Annotated in this window: 20 protein-coding genes and 1 riboswitch; of the genes, 19 read left to right on the top strand and 1 reads right to left on the bottom strand. The window is 46.6% G+C overall.

Features of this window, described 5'->3' with window-relative positions; genetic code table 11:
- The first annotated feature begins 307 nt into the window (after positions 1-307).
- From NCCP2331_RS00495 to NCCP2331_RS00430, 14 genes are all read left to right on the top strand, one after another.
- Positions 308-1,756, top strand: a complete 1,449-nt coding sequence (locus NCCP2331_RS00495) for an ethanolamine ammonia-lyase reactivating factor EutA (protein ID WP_153721681.1) — start codon at positions 308-310, stop codon at positions 1,754-1,756.
- Positions 1,757-1,770: 14 nt separating this feature from the next.
- Positions 1,771-3,135, top strand: coding sequence for an ethanolamine ammonia-lyase subunit EutB (locus NCCP2331_RS00490; protein ID WP_153721682.1), 1,365 nt, complete (start codon positions 1,771-1,773; stop codon positions 3,133-3,135).
- Between the two features lie 7 nt (positions 3,136-3,142).
- Positions 3,143-4,141 carry an ethanolamine ammonia-lyase subunit EutC gene (eutC, locus tag NCCP2331_RS00485; protein WP_376776784.1) on the top strand — a complete coding sequence of 333 codons (999 nt, stop codon included), beginning with the start codon at positions 3,143-3,145 and terminating at the stop codon, positions 4,139-4,141.
- Positions 4,142-4,156: 15 nt separating this feature from the next.
- Positions 4,157-4,801 (top strand): ethanolamine utilization microcompartment protein EutL, encoded by a 645-nt coding sequence (gene eutL, locus NCCP2331_RS00480; protein ID WP_153721684.1) that lies wholly within the window; start codon positions 4,157-4,159, stop codon positions 4,799-4,801.
- Between the two features lie 74 nt (positions 4,802-4,875).
- Positions 4,876-6,345: an aldehyde dehydrogenase family protein gene (locus NCCP2331_RS00475; RefSeq protein WP_194841095.1), complete on the top strand. Its 1,470-nt coding sequence runs from the start codon at positions 4,876-4,878 to the stop codon at positions 6,343-6,345.
- 23 nt (positions 6,346-6,368) lie between these two features.
- The gene (locus NCCP2331_RS00470) at positions 6,369-6,653 is read left to right on the top strand and encodes a BMC domain-containing protein (RefSeq protein WP_009499205.1); all 285 of its coding nucleotides are present in this window, start codon (positions 6,369-6,371) and stop codon (positions 6,651-6,653) included.
- A 33-nt stretch (positions 6,654-6,686) separates the two neighbouring features.
- Entirely contained in the window at positions 6,687-7,565 is an 879-nt protein-coding gene (gene pduL, locus NCCP2331_RS00465) for a phosphate propanoyltransferase (RefSeq protein ID WP_153721686.1), read from the top strand.
- A gap of 16 nt (positions 7,566-7,581) precedes the next feature.
- Positions 7,582-7,887, top strand: coding sequence for a EutN/CcmL family microcompartment protein (locus NCCP2331_RS00460; RefSeq protein WP_153721687.1), 306 nt, complete (start codon positions 7,582-7,584; stop codon positions 7,885-7,887).
- Positions 7,862-8,197 (top strand): BMC domain-containing protein, encoded by a 336-nt coding sequence (locus NCCP2331_RS00455; protein ID WP_153721688.1) that lies wholly within the window; start codon positions 7,862-7,864, stop codon positions 8,195-8,197. Before NCCP2331_RS00460 ends, NCCP2331_RS00455 begins: the two co-directional genes overlap by 26 nt.
- Before the next feature lie 222 nt (positions 8,198-8,419).
- Positions 8,420-9,370, top strand: coding sequence for a malate dehydrogenase (gene mdh, locus NCCP2331_RS00450; RefSeq protein ID WP_153721689.1), 951 nt, complete (start codon positions 8,420-8,422; stop codon positions 9,368-9,370).
- A 134-nt stretch (positions 9,371-9,504) separates the two neighbouring features.
- Positions 9,505-11,607 carry a methyl-accepting chemotaxis protein gene (locus tag NCCP2331_RS00445; RefSeq protein WP_153721690.1) on the top strand — a complete coding sequence of 701 codons (2,103 nt, stop codon included), beginning with the start codon at positions 9,505-9,507 and terminating at the stop codon, positions 11,605-11,607.
- A 373-nt stretch (positions 11,608-11,980) separates the two neighbouring features.
- Positions 11,981-12,151, top strand: a complete 171-nt coding sequence (locus NCCP2331_RS00440; protein ID WP_153721691.1) for a hypothetical protein — start codon at positions 11,981-11,983, stop codon at positions 12,149-12,151.
- Positions 12,152-12,328: 177 nt separating this feature from the next.
- Entirely contained in the window at positions 12,329-13,213 is an 885-nt protein-coding gene (locus NCCP2331_RS00435; protein ID WP_153721692.1) for a YhfM domain-containing protein, read from the top strand.
- Positions 13,214-13,291: 78 nt separating this feature from the next.
- Positions 13,292-13,467, top strand: a riboswitch (cobalamin riboswitch).
- Positions 13,468-13,638: 171 nt separating this feature from the next.
- Complete coding sequence (locus NCCP2331_RS00430; RefSeq protein ID WP_194841092.1) at positions 13,639-15,054, top strand: ribonucleoside-diphosphate reductase subunit alpha; 1,416 nt, start codon at positions 13,639-13,641, stop codon at positions 15,052-15,054.
- Between the two features lie 400 nt (positions 15,055-15,454).
- Here NCCP2331_RS00430 and NCCP2331_RS00425 read toward each other — a convergent pair whose 3' ends face one another.
- Positions 15,455-17,515, bottom strand: coding sequence for a catalase (locus tag NCCP2331_RS00425; protein ID WP_153721694.1), 2,061 nt, complete (start codon positions 17,513-17,515; stop codon positions 15,455-15,457).
- Between the two features lie 187 nt (positions 17,516-17,702).
- Between NCCP2331_RS00425 and NCCP2331_RS00420 the strand changes: the two genes are divergently transcribed.
- The 5 genes from NCCP2331_RS00420 (at position 17,703) to NCCP2331_RS00400 (ending at position 23,786) form a co-directional block, all read left to right on the top strand.
- A complete protein-coding gene (locus tag NCCP2331_RS00420; RefSeq protein WP_153721695.1) occupies positions 17,703-18,812 on the top strand; it encodes a CdaR family transcriptional regulator in 1,110 nt (369 codons plus the stop codon).
- 164 nt (positions 18,813-18,976) lie between these two features.
- Entirely contained in the window at positions 18,977-20,071 is a 1,095-nt protein-coding gene (locus NCCP2331_RS00415; protein ID WP_251667941.1) for a YibE/F family protein, read from the top strand.
- On the top strand, positions 20,068-20,832 hold the full coding sequence (locus NCCP2331_RS00410) for a YibE/F family protein (protein WP_251667819.1): 765 nt from the start codon (positions 20,068-20,070) through the stop codon (positions 20,830-20,832). Before NCCP2331_RS00415 ends, NCCP2331_RS00410 begins: the two co-directional genes overlap by 4 nt.
- Positions 20,833-21,070: 238 nt before the next feature.
- Positions 21,071-22,483, top strand: coding sequence for an FAD-binding oxidoreductase (locus NCCP2331_RS00405; protein WP_251667817.1), 1,413 nt, complete (start codon positions 21,071-21,073; stop codon positions 22,481-22,483).
- A complete protein-coding gene (locus tag NCCP2331_RS00400; RefSeq protein ID WP_251667815.1) occupies positions 22,476-23,786 on the top strand; it encodes a (Fe-S)-binding protein in 1,311 nt (436 codons plus the stop codon). Before NCCP2331_RS00405 ends, NCCP2331_RS00400 begins: the two co-directional genes overlap by 8 nt.
- Position 23,787 lies beyond the last annotated feature (1 nt).

Below are 23,787 nucleotides of genomic sequence, written 5' to 3'. Positions count from 1 at the left end.
GCTGGATAATTCAAAAGCGGAAAGCGCCGTTTAGCCTCGACAGGCGTTGGAGGGCTTGCCGGAAAATGCAGGTGCCGAACGAAAACGATGAAGGGCCGCGCCAAAAACCGCTGAAATTGCTCCAAAATGACGTGGAAGCGAGCCAAAAGCAGAGGGAACCGAACCAAAACGGCGGACGGCCGCACCAAACGCAAGCGGCACCGAACCAAAACAATGATTCACCGCACCAACCACGACGAAAACAATGGCAATTCAACAATATGAGGCACAAAATTTATTGGAAGGTAATTCAGAAAGAGGTGTGGGCGTGAGCAATTTCAATAAGCACGAAACTATCATCAGTGCAGGCATTGATATTGGCACAAGCACGACGAAGCTGATTATCAGCCGGTTCTCTTTGCGGAATGTTGCGGGAGCAGCGCATGTGCCGAGAATTGAAATAACGGACAAAGAAATATTATACAAAAGCCCGGTCTTCCGAACGCCGCTGCAAGATGCGGTAACGATTAACGTAGCGGGTGTTCAGGAAATCATTCGCTCGGAATATGAGAAGGCGGGAATTCAACCTTCTCAAATTGAGACAGGCGCTGTCATTATTACGGGTGAAACGGCTACCAAGCGAAATGCCAGTGAGATGCTTCATCAGCTGTCGGACGAAGCAGGAGATTTTCTTGTGGCAACGGCGGGACCTGATTTAGAAGGCATCATTGCAGCAAAAGGTTCAGGCAGCTACGAAGAGTCAGGCAAAAAAAGCAGCCGAGTCATTGCGAATATCGATATTGGCGGGGGAACGGCAAATATTGCAGTCTACCAAAACAAACAGTTGCTTGGCACGTGCACGATGCACATCGGCGGCCGATTGATCGAGTTTGCACAAGGCAAAGTCCGAACAATCTCACCTCCCGTCGAGCAGCTGCTGAAAGATCAAGGTTACTCGCTGCAAGCCGGTGATCCGCAAAGTGCAGCGGCAGTCAAATTCGTCACGGTTTATATGGCGGAGGCGATGGCCCGTATCTTAAAAAAAGAAGTGCATGCGCAAGATCAAGTGCTGCTGCTCGGTCATGAACCCAACTGGGCAAAGCCTGTTGATACTATCGTATTCTCAGGCGGAATATCTGAATGCATGTATCGCCATTCTTCAGATGAAGAGCAGGCGGCGCAGTATGATGACATTGGAATTCAGCTTGCCGATGCATTATTGAACAATCGATCGCTGCAGCAATTCACTTGGCAGGAGCCTGTCGAAACCGTTCGTGCGACAGTGCTTGGCGCAGGTACGCAGACGACAGAAATAAGCGGAGCGACCATCCAAGTGGCGCCGCATGAACTGCCATTAAAAAATATACCGATCTATCAATATGATTTTGAAGCCGATCTGGCTGCCGGGTTATCTAATTTTGAAAAAGCGATTGAGCAAGCGGTCGCTCTATATGATTCTGCAAAAGAAGGGCAGAACTTCGCGCTGTATCTATCCAATCTGCCGTATCTCGGATTTCGTGATGTGCAGACATTGGCGAAAGCAATCGTGCAGATCATGGATCAGCGGCCCAGGCCCGAACAGCCGATCATTCTGGTTATCCAGTCGGACCACGCCAAAGTGCTTGGCCAGACATTAGCCGCGTTACAAGTGAAACAAAGTGTAATTTGCATTGATCAAATTAATGTGGAGACAGGCGATTACATCGATATAGGAAAAATATTGGCGTCGGGCGTCGTGCCCGTCGTAGTAAAAACCTTAACCTTCCACACAACGTAAAGGAGGCATCGCACGTGAATTTATCGGCTACATTAGGCGGGGAACGATACATATTCTCCGACCTGAAAGAAGTGCTTGCAAAAGCAAACGAAGAGAAGTCCGGTGACCGCCTCGCAGGAATTGCAGCGGAAACCGTGCAGGAGCGCATTGCCGCCAAAACAGTCGTCAGTGAGCTGCTGGTCAGTGATATCCGCAATAATCCATTGATTCCGATCGAAGACGATGAGGTCTCGCTGATTATTGAAAATGATATCAACGAAAGAGTCTACAGCGAAATCCAAAATTGGAGTATCGCGGAACTCCGGGAGTACATTTTAAGCAATGAAGTGGGTGACCGGGAACTGAAACGTCTCAGCCGCGGATTGACTTCTGAAGTAATCGCGGCAGTGACGAAGCTGATGTCGAATCTGGATTTAGTGCATGCGGCCAATAAAATTGAAATCCTTTCGACGTGTAATATTACGATCGGGCATAAAGGAACATTATCATCCCGCTTGCAGCCAAATCATCCGACAGACAATATCGACGGTATCATTACTTCGCTGAAAGAGGGTCTGTCCTACGGAATCGGTGATGCTGTCATCGGGATCAATCCGGTAGACGACTCCGTAGAAAGTGTAAAGCGCGTGTTGCATGCGACAAAAGATTTTATTAATGACTGGGAAATTCCCACGCAGAACTGTGTACTCGCACACGTGACGACCCAAATGAAAGCGATTGAGCAGGGAGCTCCGGCAGATATGATTTTCCAGAGTATCGCAGGAACAGAAAAGGCTCACCGTTCATTCGGAATTTCAGCAGAATTAATTGCGGAAGCAAAAGAGGTATCGCTGAAACAAGGCACGGGTACGGGTCCGCAAACATTGTATTTCGAAACAGGACAGGGATCCGAGTTATCTGCAGAGGCGCATTACGGCGTCGATCAGGTAACAATGGAAGCCCGCAACTATGGTTTCGCAAGACACTATGATCCGTTTATCGTCAACACAGTGGTCGGCTTCATTGGGCCGGAGTACTTATATAACAATAAACAGGTCATCCGCGCCGGTCTCGAAGATCATTTCATGGGCAAGCTGCACGGACTGCCGATGGGTGTGGATATTTGCTATACGAACCATATTAAAGCGGATCAAAACGATATTGAAGATTTAAGTATTTTGCTGACTGCTGCCGGCGTGAACTTCATCATTGCTGCACCAATGGGCGATGATGTCATGCTGAATTACCAGTCGATGAGCTATCATGATGTGGCGACAGTCCTTCAAACATTAGGCAAGACACCGGCACCTGAATACTTACAGTGGCTCGAAAAGATGGGGATCTATGAAAACGGCAGATTGAGCAAGCGTGCCGGAGACCTCACCATGTTCAATCGATAGGAGGTGGATGGATTTGAACGAAGAATTGATTCAGCAGATTACTAAAATGGTTGTGGAGAAACTGGAAGCGGCAAACGGCGGACAAACGGCACAGCAGCCGGCCGATGAACAAAAGGTTCAGTTGTTTTCACAGCAGCCGGCCGGTCATTTGGCAGCTGAAACACCGCAGGCTTCACCAAGCGGTGCAGTAACATTCCACAGTACAACCGGGGAAGCAAAGCCGCAGCGCAATATTGCGACTGTGAAACCGAAACCGACTACGGCATTTGGCAAACCAAAAGCTGAAGCAGAGCAGCCGAAAGAAGATCACTTGGCGGAGTATCGCAAAAAGACCCCGGCGCGAATAGGTGTCGGCCGGGCAGGATCGCGTCCTAAAACCGATACGTGGCTGAAGTTTCGTCTGGACCATGCGGCAGCTGTCGACGCGGTATTCGGAGAAGTTCCGGATAATTTGCTTGAAGGTTTAGGGTTATTCCAAGTCCAGTCCAAAGTGGCGGATAAGGAAGAATATATCCGGCGCCCTGACCTTGGACGAAAGCTTTCCGATGAAGCGAAAACAACGATACAAGAGCGCTGCAAAAAATCTCCGGTTGTTCAGATTGTTGCGTCCAACGGTCTGAGTGCAAAAGCGATCGAGGAAAACTTGGAAGACGTCTACTTATCACTTCAGCAGTCTCTCAATAACTTGAATATCGAAATGGGTACCACGTTTTATGTCGATAAAGGCAGAGTGGCCGTGATGGATGATATCGGTGAATTGCTGAAACCGGATGTTGTGGTTATGTTGATCGGCGAACGTCCGGGACTCGTTTCGGCGGAATCACTCAGTGCGTATCTTTGCTATCAGCCGAGACACGGTACGATTGAGGCGGATCGCATGGTTATCTCCAATATTCACAAAGGTGGAATTCCGCCTGTTGAAGCTGGTGCATTTCTTGGTACGGTTATACAGAAAATCTTGAAATATGAAGCAAGCGGCGTAAAGCTTGTTCAAAAAGAAGGATAAGGAGGAGATGGACGTATGAAGATCTTTGCGGATATTCTGTCAATGCAAGTCATCCCGAACGTCAGTCCAGAACTCGCTGAAAAGTTTCAGCTGAAGCCTTATCAGCGCAGCTTAGGCTTAGTGACCACTACGATTGATGACGTAGGATATACGGCAGTAGATGCAGCTACCAAACATACTGATGTGGAAGTCGTCTACGCAAAAAGTTTCTACGCAGGCGCTGCACATTCATCCGGTCCGTTGTCAGGCGAGTTCATTGGAATAATCGCCGGACCTTCTCCGGATGAAGTGAAAAGCGGTCTGGATTCCATTCGGATCACCATCGAGAATGAAGCTTATTTCGAAGCGATCAATGGAAATCCTGATCATGCATTTTATGCACATACCATCTCGAGCAGCGGCAGCTACCTGGCGGAAATGGCAGGCATACCGGTGGGTCAATCACTGGCTTACTTGATCGCACCGCCTGCCGAAGCAATTATTGGCCTGGACGCTGCTTTGAAAGCAGCAGATGTCACGCTATGCGAATTGTACGCGCCTCCCTCCGAAACAAACTTCGGCGGCGGCCTGCTGACAGGAACGCAATCTTCCTGCCAGGCAGCAGCAGATGCGTTCAGAGAAGCTGTACAGAATATGGCGAATGAACCGCTGAGCTATTGACTGCAGAAGTAACTAGAAAGGAGTGTTTGAACTTGGTTCAATTAGTAGATAACGATTTATTGGCCCTGCAGCAAATGCGCACGGCCGTTCAAACAGCAAAAGAAGCACAAGAAAAATTCATGAGCTATACCCAGCAGCAAGTCGATAAAATCGTCAAAGCCGTTGCGGATGCAGCTTTCGCGCAATCCGGCCGTCTTGCCCAGCTGGCTGTAGACGAAACGGGCATGGGGGTAGCGGCTCACAAGAAAATCAAGAACGAAGTCGGCTCCCGTGATGTATATGAAAGCATTAAAGATCTTAAAACGGTCGGTATCATCAAAGAAGACCATTTGAATAAAGTTGTGGAAATTGCTGCTCCATTTGGTGTGGTCGCAGCCATTATACCGACAACGAATCCAACTTCCACTGCATTCTTCAAGACACTAATTTCATTGAAAACACGCAATGCGATTGTTGTCAGCCCTCACCCGTATGCAGTGAAATGTACGCAGGAGGCACTCCAAGTCTGTGACGCAGCAGCAGTTGCAGCGGGCGCGCCTGAAGGTTTGATTCAATGTCTGACGCTTGCTTCGATGGAAGCGACGCAGCAGTTGATGTCCCACAAAGATATCAATCTGATTGTAGCGACAGGCGGCGGTGCACTCGTGAAAGCGGCGTACAGCTCAGGAAAACCGGCTTACGGCGTAGGCCCCGGTAATGTACCCGTTTATATCGAGCGTTCTGCAAAAATTGAGAAGGCGGTAAAAGACATTATCGATAGCAAGTCCTTCGATTACGGTACGATCTGTGCAACGGAGCAGGCAATTGTGGTAGATAAGCATGTGGTCGATCTGGTCACACGTGAGCTGAAGAAAAACGGTGCCTATATCTTATCGGATGAAGAAAAGAAGATCATGGAAGGTGTTATTTCACCGGTTCCAGGTAAAGTCAATCCGAAAGTGGTCGGCAAGAGTCCGCAGTTCATTGCGCAGCTTGCTGGAATTTCAATTCCGGAAGGCACACGCGTAATTATTGGCTTGGAAACGGAAGTCGGCAAGAATGTTCCGTTTTCATTGGAAAAGTTATCACCGATTTTTGCAATGTATACGGTGGACGGCGTGAAGCACGCGAAGAAGGTATGTCTTGACCTACTGAACCTCGGCGGACGCGGACACAGCTTGTCGCTTCATACTGAAATCGATGCAGTGGCGCGTGAGTTTGCGATGGAAATGCCGGTATCACGTATTTTGGTCAATACGATGTCTTCGATTGGAGCAGTTGGCGGAACGACGGGCTTGATGCCGTCATTCACATTGGGCTGCGGTACATTCGGCGGCAACATTACATCCGACAACGTGACAGCGAAACATTTACTGAACATTAAACGGATGGCTTACGGCACGAAAGATGTCCAGCTGCCGAAGCATTCCGAGCCGGTGTCTCAATCAAATGAACAGCTCGTATCCAGTGTGATGAACAATGTATCATCTTCGACAAACAGCAATATCGATCCGGCATTAGTACAAAACTTAGTCAGTGAAATTGTTAAACAACTTACAAAATAAAACAATATTAGGAGGAAACAATTATGAACAGAGAAGGTACAGCATTAGGAATGGTAGAAACTAAAGGGTTAATCGGTGCAATTGAAGCAGCAGACGCAATGGTAAAAGCAGCAAGCGTAAACTTAGTCGGTAAAGTACATGTCGGCGGCGGAATCGTAACGGTACTAGTACGCGGTGATGTAGGCGCAGTGAAAGCAGCAACTGACGCAGGCGCAGCATCTGCACAGCGTGTCGGCGAATTGCTTTCTGTACACGTAATCCCTAGACCGCATAACGAATTAGAAATGATCTTGCCAAAAAGCGAATAATTACTTCGAACGCAGTAGAAAGGCGTGAACTAAATGAATCAGCAATTGATTGAACAAATTGTCGGAGAAATCCTCGGGCAGTTAGGTAAAGAATCTACTCAATTGCCGGAACGAGCGGTTCCCATTGCGGTTTCCGCCCGTCACGTACATTTACAGCCTGATCATGTGGAAGTACTATTTGGCGCAGGGTATGAATTGACGCAGCGGTCCGAGCTTTCACAGCCGGGCCAATTCGCCGCCAATGAAACGGTGATGATTGCGGGACCTAAAAGCAGTATTGAACGCGTACGGATTTTAGGGCCTGTCCGAAAAGCGACTCAAGTCGAGGTCAGCTTTACGGATGCCATGAAACTTGGCGTTAAGCCTCCACTTCGGGAATCCGGCAATATTGAAGGATCTGCTCCCATTACGTTGATCGGACCAAAGGGCAGCGTGCATATTGAGCAAGGTCTCATTATCGCGCAGTCGCATATCCATATGGCTCCCTCGGATGCAGCACGTTTCGGCGTGCAGGACGGGGAGTATATAACAGTGGAAGCAGATGGTATCCGGCCGATTTCATTCCGCAATGTCCGCATTCGGGTGAATGAACGCTATCGTCTGGAAATGCATATCGATACAGATGAAGCGAATGCCGGGTTTATTACACAGGGAACAATCGGACGTCTCGTCAAGCTGAATGAAACGGCAGAATCGGTACGCACTCAACCGGCAGCAGTTCAGAGTGCTCCTTCTGCTCCAGTAAAAGCAGCTGCTCCGCAGTCGTTTGAATTTACCAAAAAGCTGCTGTCCACTGAAGACCTTGCGTCAATTTCAGAGGATGAAATTGTGATCACAAAAGGTACGATTGTCACAGCGCTTGCGAAAGATACAGCACGGGAACTCGGTAAAACGATAACCATCAGAAAGTAGAAAAAGGTGATTACGCATGAGAATGGGCAGAGTGATCGGTAATGTGTGGGCAACCCGCAAAGAAGATGGGCTGGCAGGTCTTAAGCTATTGATTGTCCAGCCGATTGATGCACACGGCAACAGTATACAAAGCCATATGGTCGCAGCAGATCGGATTGGGGCGGGAATTGGTGACGAGGTGCTCATTACGAGCGGCGGTTCTTCACGCTTTATTTTGCCGAAAGAAAACCCGATTCCCATTGACGCGGTCATTATTGGCATTATTGATTCAACAGAAGTGAAGAGAGGTGATCTACATGAGTCAAGCGATCGGAATGATTGAAACAAAAGGGTTAATTGGATCAATTGAAGCAGCAGATGCTATGGTGAAAGCCTCGAATGTGGAGTTGGTTTCACAGGAGATGGTTGACGGCGGAATTGTAACGGTCATCGTTCAAGGTGACGTCGGGGCAGTTCAAGCAGCAGTTGACGCCGGCCGTGACGCAGCTGCACGAGTGGGCGAATTGCTCGGTGCGCATGTAATCCCGCGTCCGGATGATTCAGTGTATGAAATGGTGAAGCCGCCTGAGCCGGTTATGCCTGAAGTAAAGAAGCCGGCAGAAGTAAAGGCAAAAGCGCCGAAGAAAGACTGACTTGGTGAGTTGCGGTGGCATCGATGCAAGCGAAAGATCGGCTGCCGCACCAAAGTGACTGTACACCGAACCAAACCGGGATCAGTGCGAGCGAAAGTCTGGTGGAGGCGAGCGAAACATTCATTGGAACGCACCAAAACTGCGTTCCTCCGCACCAAAATCAAATCTCAACGCACCAAACCAATAAAAAACATCCAATCTATATAGAAAGGAGTTGTTTCCATGGCTTTCAAAAGACATAAAATTGCGGTCATCGGAGCAGGTCACACAGGTTCGACTGTTGCGTTGATGGCAGCCCAGAAAGAACTCGGCGACATCGTCTTAGTCGATATCCCGGATCTCTCCAACCCGACCAAAGGGAAAGCGCTGGATCTCCTTCAAACGAGTCCTGTCCAGCAGTTCAACTCCCGTATTACGGGTACATCGAATTATGAAGACATACAAGATGCTGCCATGGTCATCATTACCGCAGGTGTTGCGAGAAAACCAGGCATGAGCCGGGATGATCTCGTTGCGACCAATGCGAAAATCATGCAATCCGTTTCTGAACAGGTGAAACGCTATGCACCGGACAGCACGGTGCTGATTTTGAGTAATCCGGTCGATGCGATGACGTATGTTTGTTATAAGACGACGGGCTTCCCGAAAAACCGGGTGATCGGCCAATCCGGCGTACTCGATACGGCACGCTTCAACGCGTTCGTATCAGAAGAACTGAACATTTCAATTGAGGATATTTCAGGCTTCGTTTTAGGCGGGCATGGTGACGATATGGTTCCGCTTGTCCGGTATTCTTATGCCGGCGGAATTCCGCTGGATAAAATCATCCCGGAAGACCGGCTGGAAGCGATTGTCGAGCGCACCCGAAAAGGCGGCGGCGAAATTGTGTCATTATTAGGAAACGGCAGTGCGTATTATGCACCTGCAGCAGCACTGGTTGAAATGGCGGAAGCGATCATCAAAGATAAAAAAAGAATTCTGCCGTCCATCGCTTATTTGGAAGGCGAATACGGTTATCAGAACATTTATCTGGGCGTTCCGACTGTCCTTGGAGGAAACGGAATTGAAAGTGTTATTGAGCTTCCATTGACGAACGATGAACAAAAAGCGCTCGATCAGTCGGCAAATTCTGTGAAGGCAGTTATTGAAATTTGCGAACGACAAATGGCGTAATGACTTGACCACAGCGATCTCTCTAAGTCTCAGTAAAGACTTAGGGAGATATTTTTGCATAATGACTAGGTCTTTTTGCAGAAGAATTATAAATAAGTATCAGGAACTAAAAAATATTAGGAGGTAACAAATAGGTGTCAAAATTCAGAAGTATTGCTTGGAAGCTATCAGGAATTATCATAGGACTATTTTTACTTTTATTCGTTATCTACACAATCAGCACAAGTACAATCTTATATAATCAAAGCATGTCGGACTCCGAGGAATTTGCAGTTGAAAACACCCAATTAAACGCCAAAAAATTGAGCGAGCGATTTAATAAAACGAATGAAATGCTGCATACGACCAAGCACATTTTTGAGACACTGCAGTCACAAGGAAACCTCTCAACAGATGAAATCATTTCAATCATTCAAAATAACTTGGAAAAAAATATGGATGCAACCGGAATGGCAGCTATTTTTGAAAAAGGTTCTGTCAAGCTGGACGATCAAACTAATAAAAACCTGGTCGATCCAACAAAACGTTTCATTCCGTATTTATATAAAGAAGGAAGCAGCATCAATGTAGAAGCGCTCAGTGAGTATGATACGCCTGGTGAAGGTGATTGGTATTTAACTCCGAAAGCAGAGAAACGCGCGGTCATGACGGAACCATATGAATACAATGCAGGCGGCCAAACTGTACTGATGACGACATTATCCGTGCCGTTAGTTAGCGCAAATGATGAATTTTTTGGTGTGCTGACGACGGACATATCCATTGATTTCTTAAATGAACTGGTTAAAGACATCGAACCGGAAGGCGGCTATGCTTCTATTATTACGGACGCGGGCAGTCTGACGGCCAATAGCCTGAAGGATGAGATGAACGGTACAAATATGGCGCAGGCCATCAATTGGGAGCCTGTTAAACAGCAAATCAATAATTTAGAAACAAGCACCCTGTATGTAGATTCAAAATCATTGAAAGAAGAAGCATTTAATACATTTGCACCCATCGTACTGGATCAAATCGATGAAAAATGGTCTGTGCAAACGGTGGTTCCCAAAACAAAAATCCTGGAAACATTCAATGCGATTTTATGGCTTACAATTATTGCAGCAGTCGTGATGGTCATCTTGATGACTGTAGTCACAGCAGGCTTCATCTTCAAACAGCTGAAGCCGTTATCTTCCTTGCAGCAATCGATAGAGGCGGCGGCAAAAGGTGACATGACGCAAAGTGTGGAAGAAAAGTTAATTCGTAATGATGAAATCGGAGCTGTTTCGAAGGCCTATAATAATATGATTGATCAAACCAATCATGCCATTTATTCGGTACGCGATGCAGCTGCCCGTTTAAACGAATCATCTGCTCATGTCCATCAGGCATTTGAAGAAATTGTAGCGGCGAGCGAAGAAGTTTCATTGGCTACAACAGAAATCGCACACGGGGCATCCAAGCAATCCGAGGACACAGAAGAAACAAGCAACCGCATGGCTGAATTGGCGGACCAAATTAATGCATTATCCGACTTGTCAGGAAATATGGATGAACTGTCTAAACAAACCGTTTCTTCTACTGAGACAGGTATGTATGAAGTGAAAAAGCTTCGTGAGCATAATATATCGGCTAACGAAATGACAGAAAAGGTCCAGTTGCAGATGGAAACCCTATCGAATAAAATCGGTGCCATCAATCAGGTCATCACGTCCATTCATGATATCACCGCGCAGACGAACCTCCTTGCATTAAATGCGAGCATCGAAGCTGCAAGAGCGGGTGAGCACGGTAAAGGGTTCGCCGTCGTCGCGGAGGAAGTTCGAAATCTGGCCGAACAGTCACAGAAAGAAACAAGCGTTATTTCAGAGATTGTAAAAGAAATCGTAGCAGAATCAAAGCAAACGACAGAAGTGATTACAGCGAATATGCAGGTGATGGAAGAGCAAAACCAATCTGTCACAAGCACAGAAGTCTCATTCACACAAAACGTGGAATTGACCAATCAAATGCGCCAGGCCATCATGGAACTGGCAGCTGAGCTGGAAGAAATGCTTGTACACAAAGATCAGGCAATGCTTGCGATTCAGAGTGTTTCAGCAGTATCTGAAGAAACAGCAGCTTCTGCTGAACAAGTGAGTGCATCGTCTGAAGCACAGCAGAGTGAAGTAGAGCGTGTGGCGGAATCGACCAACCGAATGAAAGAAATTGCAGGTGAATTGCAGGATGTAGTCGGCCGGTTCCGATTAGAATAGTATGAATGAACGCAGAAAACCTTCTTCCGCCAATCTTTTTGGCAGAAGAAGGTTTTTTCATATAGGCAGTATATGTGTATGAATTTATCTAATTTAGTAACTAAGCTTGAAATTTTCTATTGCGCAATTGAATATATTTATAGTATAATGTTCTGAATAGGAAGAATTGAAAATCATGCACACTAATATTTCCGGAGTAGAAGAAAGAGAAATTCCTTATACCTTTATCAGAATATGTAAGCGCTTCCAAATGACCTTGTGAGAGGGATACTTTTTTCAGGTCGGCGCATATAGTAAAAATACAAGGATAGGTTTCTAAATTCTCTGTTCGGGCATATACTGTGCAAACATTAAAAATCAGGAGGTCATTTCTATGAAAAACAATACCTATCAAAACAATTCAGCACTGCCGGAGCAAAATGAGCAATTCTATTTAATCACAGGATACTCGGAGAATGGCTTTATCCATGGGATTACATGGGAAGAAGCTTATGTACAAGGATTGGCGGAGTGCGGCTGTCTATGCGAACAACAACTAATGTAACCGGCGAAGAAAATTCGATACAGGGTGCCTGACAGGAAACAATTGTGATGAAGTCCACACTTGTTTTGTGCATAGGCACCCTGTTTTGTTATGCCGTTAGTCTTTTGATGCTGCATCTTTCTTATCTTGTAACTTTATCCACTTTTGAGAGTCTAAGTGGGAAAGGGGGCTTACGATATGAAAAAAAGTCGATTGTTAATCAGTTTGATCTTAGTATTATTCAGTTTACTGGGATGCCAGCAGAATGAGCAGACGGAGGAAAAGCAGGGAACACCGCTTTTAGGGGAAGTGACAAATCAAGCAGAAGTGACCGAAGATGATTTTGTCTACCGGTTAGTTTCCGAAAAACAACAGTATCAAGTTAGCGAGCCGATAAAATTATATGCAGAATTAGAATATACAGGTGATCAAGATGAAGTAGAAATCACCCATGCCACTTCGCCGTTTTATTTTCCTATTACTGAAACAACAAGAGAATACGATATTGAATACTCTATGGATATGCCTTTAGAGCGAACCATGCTGAAAAAAGGGGAATCGCTTCGTATGGATTATGAATCCAGCGGCAGTTTTCTGGACAGGGATACTGAAGAATATAAAACGTTTATGAAACAAGTCATGAACGGCCACTTTCCTGCGGGTCAATATGTTGTTGACGGTAATGCCGACTTTAATTTAATTGGAACCGAAGAAAAAAAGTATCAAATAGAGGCGCCGGTGAAATTTCAGGTTGCTGGTGGAATCAAAAAATTCAGCTTATCCAAGTCGAAAGGTTTCGGTCAAGTGAATGGGGATATTTATGCAGAAATAGATGACGAAGAATCAGCTGAATTGATCCAGACTGCAATTTTGAATGCTGTGAAACAACCTGGCATAGTCGATACGGCGGCTTCTGATTATGATATGAAAGTGTCCTATGAAGACGGCGGAACGCAGGGATATCATTTGTGGATTGGTGAAAAGGGACAGAAGAGTACAATTATGCGGGTTGATGACACACATAGGATTTATACTGTTTCAAAAGAGATGACGGAGCTGTTGTTTGAGATTGTTAACAAATAGCTATTTCTTTCATCCGTCACAAATCATACTCTACCACCTTCGCCTTCATCCGTGGTAAAATAGAACAAACCAAATAAATGAGTTTGCACGATGCGCCGGTACCTATCAAGGTATAAAAGGGAATTCGGAAATCGAAGCTGTCCCCGCAACTGTACACACGGACGACCGCCAGAAACAGCCACTATGGAGACATGGGAAGGCTTGGCGGAAGGATGAAGTGAAGCCAGGAGACCTGCCGCGCATCGTCAAAGCGACACTTTCTTCGGGGGTTGAGAGGTGGAGGCAAAAAAGTCTCTGATCATCATGCGGCTTGCATGGTTACTTTAGAGTTGCTTATTTTTGTTTCCTCATTCACAACTATTGCAATCATACTGCCGAAGAGGCGGAATGATTGTTTTTTGTTGTTTACGAAAGGAGACGGCGAGATGAAGGTATTGGAACAAACAGAAGAGCGGCCGCATGAACGCGCGCTGCTGACTATTTTATACAAACAAGCAGAACAATTGCGCAAAAAACCGGCATACGAAGGATTTCACCATACCGTGCGAAAGCTGCTGGAAGCCGGGTTATACGGCAGCTGGGTCAATCATTATTCTGCCAATGAAATTAAATGGCTGGGCCTGCAAATTGTACCTGAACGCGATCAGCTTCTTTGCATCAGACAGCTCCGTCAATATATGAATGAATTTGTCACATGCAATCATTATGATTGGCCAATGGGACTCCCGCAAGAACGGCTGATGCTCATTGCGATGGCTGCCATGCAGCAGGAAACCGTCCAGCGTCTGCAAAAAGTCAGGGAAGCTTATTGGGTATTGAGCAAGGGATATGTGACGCTGCCGGATGAGGTGATGGCATTTCTCGGCAAGACATTCAGCCAGCGTCAGTCTGCAAGCGTGCCGCATTTGTTGGATTTGCTGGATATACGAATTCAATCGTATTTATCCAGCAGAGTAAAGGAGAAGCATATCCGTATACCCCATACATTTATGGAACAAGTGAAGGCGTGCGGTTCCTGGCTGGTATTTAATATGGAAGAAGTCCGGCGCGAGATGAATTGTTCTCTTCACGATGTCGACAGTGAGGCATTTCATCAGGCTGTTGCGAATCCTGCCATTACGCATAAAAAACTATCGGCTATCGGCCTGATGAAACAGCTGCTGGCCAGTGACGGTGTTGTTTTTCATTTTGAGGAAGATAGTCAGTCTGATATCGGAAGATTAGGTTCTTCTATTCAACTGCCGCGTGTGATGAACGGCAATACTTTGGCGCAGGTTTGTGCCATACAGGTCCGTTTACTGAACGGTATATTGGATTTTTGGGAGAGAAAAGATCGCAGGCGGGAAGTGCGTATAGAAGTGGCCGGCTGGGAAGAACTGCTGGCGGGCCAACGAATTGGACTGCATTCCGAACAGGCTGTGTCCTTTATAGAACGGCTGTCTGAAGAGATAAATCTGCACGTAATCAAAGCTTCATTGCAATTGGCGAAAGAGAAAGGACCCTATCCGCAATTTGAAGGCTCGTGCTGGCAGGATGGAAGCTATTTTGAACAGCGGCATTATACTTCTGAAGCGTGGCAGGAAATCAGCAATGAAATCAAGCAGTACGGCATTCGAAACGGCAAGTTGCGAAAAGCTTCGGATACTGTGAATTTGTCAGAACATCCCCCGACTAAGCACCGACAGCTATCGATGATTAACCGGCTCGCTGCACAGCAGCAACATACGGAGATTGGCGGTTCCATCACATTGGAAAAGTCTCCATTACTGGAAACGGCGGAATTATTACAGCTGCTGATGAAGGCTTGGAGCAGCGGGATAGAAGAAGTAAGGATTATTTAAAAGGGATCTGCGTAAGGCTCTGTTCTTGATAACTTGTCTTGTGCGTATTGCGAGAATCATGCTGCAGTTTGACCCCTCTTCGGCGCTTAGGGGTCGCCTTCTACTGTGAGCATACTGGCGAAAAGCATGGCTTTCTGCCAAAGAAGCTTGGCGGATGATCATAGTACCCGCTCAATCGCTCATAGTCCAGCCTCATCCACTCATAGACATCGGCTGTATGATCATTCGGCTCAGCTACGTGATCATACAGCATACCGGCATGATCATTGAACCGATCTCCGCGCTCATAGCCGCTCTGCAGTTATGCCTCTGCGGTTGTTAGGAATATATATTAAACATTCCGCTTAGACTTCTCAACAAACAGAAAACCACCCCGACGGGTGGTTTTCTGTTATTGCCATTAATCTCGATCCCAAAAGCGTTGCTGTGCTACGGCAGCCACAAATTCTTCTCCGAAATTTGTATTTCCTGAAGCAAATACGACTCCTGCCATATTGCTTTCGTTGGACTTCTCCAGGAATGCCTGGCCTGAAGAAGCTACACCGATCGGTTTATAATGAGTGTAGGCTACGCGCAGATAGTCTGCAATTTCGTAATCAAATCTGCTTTGATTTTTATGCGTTCCGCCTACGATATAAATAGAGTCCAGCAAATAGGGGCTAGTCGTGATAAATGTCTCGTTGACTTTTAGCTTGGTTCCGTCATCACCGGTAACAGTGCCCAGTGTGTCGCTGACAATCACAACAAAGACTCCATACTTCTTCAGTGTTTCAAGCGCACCTGAAACTTCATTCGCAGGGAAGCCGTCACCGACCAATACGCCGACTTTCATAGAGTACGCATATTTCGGCGTATTTGCCTGGCTGAGGGAAGGGTAGCTGGTCGTAACCTGCACAGGCGTTCCGCTAGGCCGGTCCACGCCGATATTGTCCGCTATCGTATTCGCTAATTCTCTGTCTACATTTATCAGCATATCGACGTTTTGCTGACGCACCGACTTGCTTTTTACGCTGCCGAGCTGATAGCTGAAACCGTCAATTGTATGCTGTTTCTCAACAGGTGTCAGACTGTTCCAGAAAATTCTTGGCTGCGTGAAGAAATCGTCGAACGACTTGCTTCGTGCCCGGATCGCATGGCCGTCTATTTTCTTCGGATACGATTCATAGCCGCCTTCTTCCGGCGGAGTCGTGTACGGAGTATTATTAGCCAGTGAGTTTTGATGGTAGTTGACTTGGTCGGTATCAATCCGATATCTCATAGCGCCCCGTCTTGTATTGTTATGGAACGGGCAGATTGGCCGGTTGATCGGCAAGTCCTGGAAGTTTGCGCTGCCAAGTCTGTGATATTGGGTGCTCTGGTAGGCGATCAAGCGGCCCTGCAGAACCGGGTCATTGGAGAAGTCGATTCCCGGAACTACATTTGCAGGGTTGAACGCCACTTGCTCCAACTCAGCAAATTCATTATCGACGTTCCGGTTCAATGTCATCTTGCCGATCAGCTTAACCGGAATCAATTCTTCCGGCCAGAATTTAGCCGGGTCCAGAATATCAAAATCAAATTTGAACTCGTCTTCCATCGCAACCAGCTGAACGCCCAGCTCATATTCTGCATAAGCTCCGCGGTCAATCGCTTCCCTCAAATCACGGCGGTGGTAATCCGGATCAATTCCGCCAATTTTTTGCGCCTCATCCATCAGCAGCGAATGCACGCCGAGCACAGGCTTCCAGACAAACCGGACAAAAGTGGCCACTCCTTCTTCATTGACCAGAAGATACGTATTGATCGAAAAGGATTCAATCATCCGATAACTTCTCACGATGCCCCGATCCGACATAATCCACATGACCATGTGAAGGGACTCCTGATTATTCGCGACATAATCCCAAAAATTATCATGTGCACCGGCAGCTGTCGGGATTCCGGTGCGGGGTTCAGGTTTGTAAGCGTGAATCATGTCCGGGAACTTCATGGCATCCTGATTGATCAATACAGGCATGGCAATGGTAGTCAGATCATAATTTCCTTCCTCCGTGTAAAACTTCACTCCTTTACAGCGCAAATCCCTTGCCGTATCTTTAGAACCCTTACTCCCTTGCACAGTAGAGAAGCGGACGAATACCGGCGTCTTTTTGCCGGGCTCCTGTAAAAAGCATGCTTTGGTGAACTGACTCATCGACTCATAGCATTCAAACTCTCCATGTGCGCCGTACCCTCTCGCATGCACGATTCTTTCAGGTATTTCCTCATGAAGGAAGTGGGTCATTTTTTCAAAATATTCATAGTCCTGACGAAGTGACGGACCGCGTACACCGGCTGTCAGCTGCTCCGAGTCATTAGACAGTTTCTTTGACTGGTTGGTTGTTAACGGCTTTCCTGTATTTTGAACACGGAATTCCTCCAGTTGCTCGTTTTTACTGTTGCCATCGTTTTCACGGTTATTTCCTGAGTGTGATTTATCCATACACACGCACCTTTCCTGAGTAAAGTTTCCGATCGTTATCATACTATGCGCGCTAATCAGCAATATTCATTGTATGGATGTAAGATATTGTGAAGCACGTTGCATTTCCTTCCCGCCCCCTATTGAGATGAAAACTGAAGTGGCGTAAGATAACACTAACTAGCAGTTTTCATCAGAGGTGAAGCGGATGTTCCAATTTGATACATTAGGACAAGAGATGGTGAAAGAGATATCGAATTTGATTCAGCAGCAGGTGATTTTAACAGACCGCCGCGGCTTTATTCAGGCGAGCACAGACGCTGCCCGGATCAATCAATTCCATGAAGGTGCATTGTTGAGCATTCGACAGAAAGAAATGCTCTATATGGATGATGACGAAGTAGAGCGATTGCGCGGTGTGCGTAAAGGGATCGCGCTGCCGATTATTATTGACGATGAACCGATTGCTGCACTCGGCATTACCGGTGAACCTGAGACAATCAGGCCGCAAGCACAGCTGATTTTACGTGTTGCAGAACTATTCATTCAAGATTCCATGAAGCGAAAGCAAAAAGATGAAAAGGTACGGGATTTGGAGTTCTTCGTGTTTGACTGGCTGACGGGAATGAAGAAAGACGAGCGATTTGGAGAGAGGGGCACACTGCTCGGAATTGACGTGACACAGTATCGGCAAGTAGCGGTCATTGAAGTGATTGATTTATTGGAACAGTTCTCGATTGAGGAAATAGACATATTTACATCGATTCAAAACATCCACAAATCCATGAAAATGATACGCTGGGCGCAGAACAAGATTTTGCTGCTGCTGCCTGAAATGAATCAGGAAACTCTCGCCCATGAATTAAATTTCTTGCTGCTTCATATGAAACGGCGTAAAAAGGTCCAAGTCGTTGCGGGGATCGGAGCACCGACAGATTACTTTGACCTGGCTAAATCATTTGGACAGGCGGAGCGCGCAGTCAGTGCTTCGAAAAGATCGGGTGAAATCGTATTTGAGCATGAGCTGCGTCTTGAAATTATATTACAGAGCATCCCGGTAGCGGCACGAGCTGATTTTCTGAGCCGGACTATTGCGCCGCTTATGAAAGAAGAAGAGCTGCTGCATAACCTGAAAGTCTGGTTTTCGGAAAACCAATCCATGCAAAATACCGCGCAGCGTTTGCATATCCATAAGAACACGCTGTCCTACCGCCTGCAGAAAATCGAGCAGTTAACGGGGTTATCTGTATCAAGTACACACGATGTGTTTCTGCTTTACTTGGCGTTGTCACTGCTGGACGAGCAGATGAATAAGTGAACAGTGCTTCGCTTCCTATAATGGAATCGGAGTTTTTCTTAATTGAATGGGAAAACAAATCATTTTCTAAAATCCTGCGTCCTATTCATGGCAGGCTTACCCTGTGTCTTATCCCAAGAGTGTCAGGAGGATTTATTTTGAATAAAATCAGAAACGCTACAACTATGCAATGGATGATATTTTCGATCCTGGCACTTTGCTGTATTACTTCACTCATTTTTGTCAATCACAATTATTCATTTTATGACCGTCCGATCGCTGAGGTGGTCGATACGACAATGGAAGAGGCAATAGATGTAACAGATCTTCACGGCAATGAAGACACGCTGTTTATTCAGAACATCACAGCAGTGTTAAAAAACAGCGAAGAAAAAGGCCAACAGATCCATTTGAATAATAAATATTCCACTTCAGGTGCGTATGATCAGCAATACCGTATAGGAAACGAACTTTTTGTTTCCATTGATTCGAAGACTGACGGGGATCTGGCAGGTACCATTACGGATGTGAAGCGTGATAAATATGTGCTCGTTGTTGCCTGGATTTTTATCTTTACCTTAATACTTGTCGGGCATAAGCAAGGCCTGCTGGCGATCGCCAGTTTTGTGATCAATGTGTTGCTGCTGTCTTTCGCACTGGATATCTACGTGAATTACTCAAACGTCAGCCTGCTGTTGGTCTGCGGAATATGTATCCTGTTATTTACCGCGATATCGCTTCTTCTCGTCAGCGGGTTTAATGTAAAAACATATGCGGCAATTGCAGCGACGCTCATCGCAACAGCTGCATCGCTGTCTGTGACTGCCCTTGTCATCTGGCTTACTTCCGGAAATGGTCTGCGTTATGAGGAAATGCAGTTTTTGACGCGTCCTTACCATACCGTGTTCATGGCGGGGCTGTTCATTGGGTCGCTCGGTGCCATTATGGACGTGGCGATTACTATGTCCTCGTCGATTTTTGCCTTATATGAAAGAGACCGTGATATCTCAATAAAAGCACTGAGATCATCGGGTATAGGAATTGGTAAAGATATTATGGGGACCATCACAAGTATTTTGTTCTTTGCCTATATCAGCGGCTCGATTCCAATGTTGATTCTTTATTTGAAGAATGCTTCTCCAGTCGGATTTGCACTTTCGATGAATTTGTCACTGGAGCTGGCACGCGCATTGGCGGGTGGAATCGGCATCGTGCTGACGATTCCAATCGGTCTGTACACGGCTATATTCTTCATTGAGCGAAAGAGGGCGAGAGTATGAATGCACTAGTATGGCTCTCAGGAATTTTACTCGTATTGATGGTAATCGTTGGCGGGAAGAGTGGAGCGCGGTCTTTCTTTTCGTTGTTCTTGAATTTTGGCGTAATCTTTTTTACGATGTTTTTCATGCTCGATCCATCTGCCAATCCCATTCTGATCACGTTCATTGCCAGCACGCTGATCGGATGTATCAGTCTTTTCTATATTAATGAAGTAAACAGCAAAACGACGATTGCTTTTATTTCGACGATGATCACTAATGTGATAGTACTTTCTTTCATTGTTTTTGTTTCACAGAAACTGATGATACAGGGGTTTGGTGAGGAAGAGGAAGAGGCGATTGCGGGGCTGTCGCTCTATATCGGCGTGAACTTCATGAAAATCGGAGCTTCTGTCATTATTATGAGTACGATTGGTGCAATTATGGATGTAGCGATCTCGATTGCGTCCACCATGCATGAAGTGTGTAGGCATAATCCTGCAATCAGCAGGAAGGAATTGTTCAAAACAGGTATCAGCATCGGCCGTGATATTCTGGGAACAGATACGAATACACTGTTCTTCGCCTTTTTTGGAGGCTATCTAGCTCTGCTGATTTGGTTCAAGGATCTGGAGTATTCAATTGGAGAAATTATCAATTCTAAAATATTCAGTTCTGAAATGATTTTGATTCTTTGTGCAGGAATGGGCATCGCACTGGTGATACCGATAGCTTCGTGGATTAATGCAAATTATTTAGTCAGAAGAAGAGAAAAGTCATAGGAGAAACAGCGGGATAATCATTCAGCTGCTTCTCTTTTTTTCACCCAAATATGTAAGCGCTTACTAGTATATTAGTATAATAGCATACAATTTAGTTCTAAATACACAGTGTTTTGTATGTGTGAACAATTAAGCGGCAAAATTCGACAAGTAATCTTGTGTACTTGTCTATATGAATAAAATAGTTAGACTATTAGAATTAGACTAATTAATCAAACGCTTAGAAAGGAGGAGCTGGATGGACACACAAATACTGAAGCGGTTAGTCGCGATTACTGGAGAGGCACATGCGAAAACGACAGTTGCACAGAAGCTTGCGTATTCCTATGACGCAACAGCCAACTTTCAGGCGATGCCGGATATTGTGCTGTCACCTTCTTCCATTGAAGATATACAGGAAATCGTCAAAGTTTGTGCGGAGTTTCAAGTGCCGATTGTCCCTAGAGGATCCGGGACAAATTTGGCGGCCGGTACGACGCCGACATCCGGCGGAGTGGTCTTGCTTTTCAATCGGATGAACAGAATTTTGGAGCTGGATGAAGAAAATTTAACTATTACTGTCGAACCCGGTGTTATCACCCAGACCATCAATGAAAAGGTCGCGGCGAGCGGTCTGTTTTATCCGCCTGACCCGAGCTCAATGAGTATATCGACAATCGGCGGCAATGTCAGCGAGAACTCCGGCGGCCTGCGTGGTCTGAAATACGGCGTGACGCGGGATTATGTCAAAGCATTGAAGGTCGTCATGCCGACAGGTGAAGTGATAACGACGGGCGGCAAATTGGCGAAAGACGTGGCGGGCTATGATCTGACCAGTCTGTATGTAGGATCAGAAGGGACGCTTGGAGTCATTGCGGAAATCACGCTAGGTTTGATTCCGGAACCAGAGACGAAGAAAACCTTGCTCGCTTATTACAATGAACTTGAAGAAGCGGCGGAGACGGTCTCTTCCATTATCGCTGCGAAGATTGTGCCGGCTACTCTTGAGTTTTTGGATAAAGGCACGATTCAGGCAGTGGAAGATTTCATGCATATCGGCTTGCCGACTGATTGTGAAGCGATGCTGCTGATAGAGCAGGACGGTGATGAGGCGGTAGTCGATAAAGACATGGCGCTCGTGCATCAGCTCTGTATGGAGCATGGTGCCACCTCCGTCCAAATGGCAAAGTCAGCAGAAGAAGCGGCCCAGCTCAGTATCGCAAGGCGTGTGGCATTATCAGCATTGGCGCGTCTGCGGCCGACGACCATTCTGGAAGATGCGACGGTACCGCGGTCGGAAATTGCCAAGATGGTGAAGACCATTCAAAATATTGCTGTCAAATACAATCTGCTGATCTGTACATTCGGACATGCGGGAGATGGAAATCTTCATCCCACGATTTTGACAGATGAACGTGATCCGGAAGAAATGGAACGTGTGGAAGCGGCATTCGCCGAGATTTTCGACCGTGCCATTCAACTCGGCGGCACTATTACTGGAGAACACGGGGTAGGCGAAATGAAATCTCCTTATTTGGAGTGGAAGATCGGGCCTGAAGGAATCGCTGTCATGAAGAGTATTAAGCAGGCGATCGATCCGCTCAATATTATGAACCCGGGAAAGATGTTTGCGAAGGATATGAAGAAAAGGATTGTGGTGCAGCATGAGTAACGCTCAACCAGAAGCCATCCGGCAGGCGTTCGTTACGCACGTAGATGAAAATCGGCTGATGGACTGCATGCGCTGCGGGTTCTGTTTACCTGCCTGCCCCACATATATTCATTCAGGTTATGACGAAACCCAGTCACCGCGGGGACGCATCGCCTTAATGAAAGCAGTGAGAGACGGCGTGGTGGAATGGGACGGATCAATTGAAGAATCATTTGATCTATGTCTCGGCTGCCGTGCATGTGAACCCGCCTGTCCCGCCGGCGTGCAGTATGGAACATTGATTGAAGAGACACGAGACGCAATTGTTTCGGCAAAACAGCTGTCAGTGAAAGAGAAGGCCATCCGTAAAGGTGCATTTGACCATCTATTCGCTGATCAGAAGCGGATGAAGCAGGCAGTCGGACTTGTACGGTTCTATCAGAAATCCGGCCTGCAGAAAGTGGTCAGGAAAGTCGGCTTTCTGGACTTGTTCCCGCCGGTTATGCGGGATATGGAAAAAGTCTTGCCGGATCCGCCGAAGCGCCGGAATGTGCTGATTCATTCGGAAGCGAAGAAAACGAAGGTAGCGTTCTTCACCGGCTGTCTGATGGATACGATGTTTCAGGAAACGAATCGCAACACGATTGATCTGCTGGAATATCTCGGCTGTGAAATCGTCATCCCGAAAAACCAGCAATGCTGCGGTGCGCTGCAGGGGCACAGCGGCGAGATGGACCGCGCAACCCGCAATGCCAAAGCGAATTTAGAAGCATTCGATGCCGAAAATGTAGACTTCATCGTCAACAACGCAGGCGGATGCGGTGCATTTCTGGCAGAATATGACCGTTTATTCGAACAGGACGCAGCACTTTCAGCAAAAGCGAAAGAGTTTGTTGAAAAGCAGATCGACATCTCTTCACTGCTCGTACAGCTGGGCATCGTGGAGAAACTCGCTGCACGTCCGGGTTCTGACATAAAAGAATTGATTACTTATCAGGATTCCTGTCACCTGCGCAACGTCAATGGCGTGATCAATGAACCTAGAGAGATCCTGCGCGCCATGAACGATGCGGTATTCGTGGAACTGCCCGGTGCCCGCCTATGCTGCGGATCCGCCGGTATCTATAACTTGCTGCAGCCCGAAATGGCCATGACCATTCTGGACGCCAAGATGGAAGAGGTGCAAGACATACAGGCAACCGTCATCGTAACCACCAACCCGGGCTGTCTGCTGCAAATGAAAGTAGGTGTAGAAAGGGAGGGACTCTCACAAACATCAAGAGCTGTTCACATCGTTGATTTGATTCATGAAAAGTTATTCTGAT

It is taken from the genome of Sporosarcina sp. NCCP-2331 (genome assembly GCF_023707945.1).
In the GTDB taxonomy this organism is placed as follows: domain Bacteria; phylum Bacillota; class Bacilli; order Bacillales_A; family Planococcaceae; genus Sporosarcina; species Sporosarcina cascadiensis.
The sequence above is the reverse complement of the archived record's forward strand: the minus strand, read 5'-3'. Positions and strand labels throughout refer to the sequence as shown.

What these genes read in the sequence shown, in the direction of transcription:
- NCCP2331_RS00440 (WP_153721691.1), top strand. Translation starts at nt 11,981, where the DNA reads ATGAAAAACAATACCTATCAAAACAATTCAGCACTGCCGGAGCAAAAT.
- NCCP2331_RS00425 (WP_153721694.1), bottom strand. Translation starts at nt 17,515, where the DNA reads ATGGATAAATCACACTCAGGAAATAACCGTGAAAACGATGGCAACAGT.
- NCCP2331_RS00470 (WP_009499205.1), top strand. Translation starts at nt 6,369, where the DNA reads ATGAACAGAGAAGGTACAGCATTAGGAATGGTAGAAACTAAAGGGTTA.
- eutL (WP_153721684.1), top strand. Translation starts at nt 4,157, where the DNA reads ATGAAGATCTTTGCGGATATTCTGTCAATGCAAGTCATCCCGAACGTC.
- NCCP2331_RS00400 (WP_251667815.1), top strand. Translation starts at nt 22,476, where the DNA reads ATGAGTAACGCTCAACCAGAAGCCATCCGGCAGGCGTTCGTTACGCAC.
- pduL (WP_153721686.1), top strand. Translation starts at nt 6,687, where the DNA reads ATGAATCAGCAATTGATTGAACAAATTGTCGGAGAAATCCTCGGGCAG.
- NCCP2331_RS00410 (WP_251667819.1), top strand. Translation starts at nt 20,068, where the DNA reads ATGAATGCACTAGTATGGCTCTCAGGAATTTTACTCGTATTGATGGTA.
- NCCP2331_RS00435 (WP_153721692.1), top strand. Translation starts at nt 12,329, where the DNA reads ATGAAAAAAAGTCGATTGTTAATCAGTTTGATCTTAGTATTATTCAGT.
- NCCP2331_RS00420 (WP_153721695.1), top strand. Translation starts at nt 17,703, where the DNA reads ATGTTCCAATTTGATACATTAGGACAAGAGATGGTGAAAGAGATATCG.
- mdh (WP_153721689.1), top strand. Translation starts at nt 8,420, where the DNA reads ATGGCTTTCAAAAGACATAAAATTGCGGTCATCGGAGCAGGTCACACA.
- eutC (WP_376776784.1), top strand. Translation starts at nt 3,143, where the DNA reads ATGGATTTGAACGAAGAATTGATTCAGCAGATTACTAAAATGGTTGTG.
- NCCP2331_RS00430 (WP_194841092.1), top strand. Translation starts at nt 13,639, where the DNA reads ATGAAGGTATTGGAACAAACAGAAGAGCGGCCGCATGAACGCGCGCTG.
- NCCP2331_RS00460 (WP_153721687.1), top strand. Translation starts at nt 7,582, where the DNA reads ATGAGAATGGGCAGAGTGATCGGTAATGTGTGGGCAACCCGCAAAGAA.
- NCCP2331_RS00455 (WP_153721688.1), top strand. Translation starts at nt 7,862, where the DNA reads ATGAGTCAAGCGATCGGAATGATTGAAACAAAAGGGTTAATTGGATCA.
- NCCP2331_RS00405 (WP_251667817.1), top strand. Translation starts at nt 21,071, where the DNA reads ATGGACACACAAATACTGAAGCGGTTAGTCGCGATTACTGGAGAGGCA.
- NCCP2331_RS00415 (WP_251667941.1), top strand. Translation starts at nt 18,977, where the DNA reads ATGCAATGGATGATATTTTCGATCCTGGCACTTTGCTGTATTACTTCA.
- NCCP2331_RS00475 (WP_194841095.1), top strand. Translation starts at nt 4,876, where the DNA reads ATGCGCACGGCCGTTCAAACAGCAAAAGAAGCACAAGAAAAATTCATG.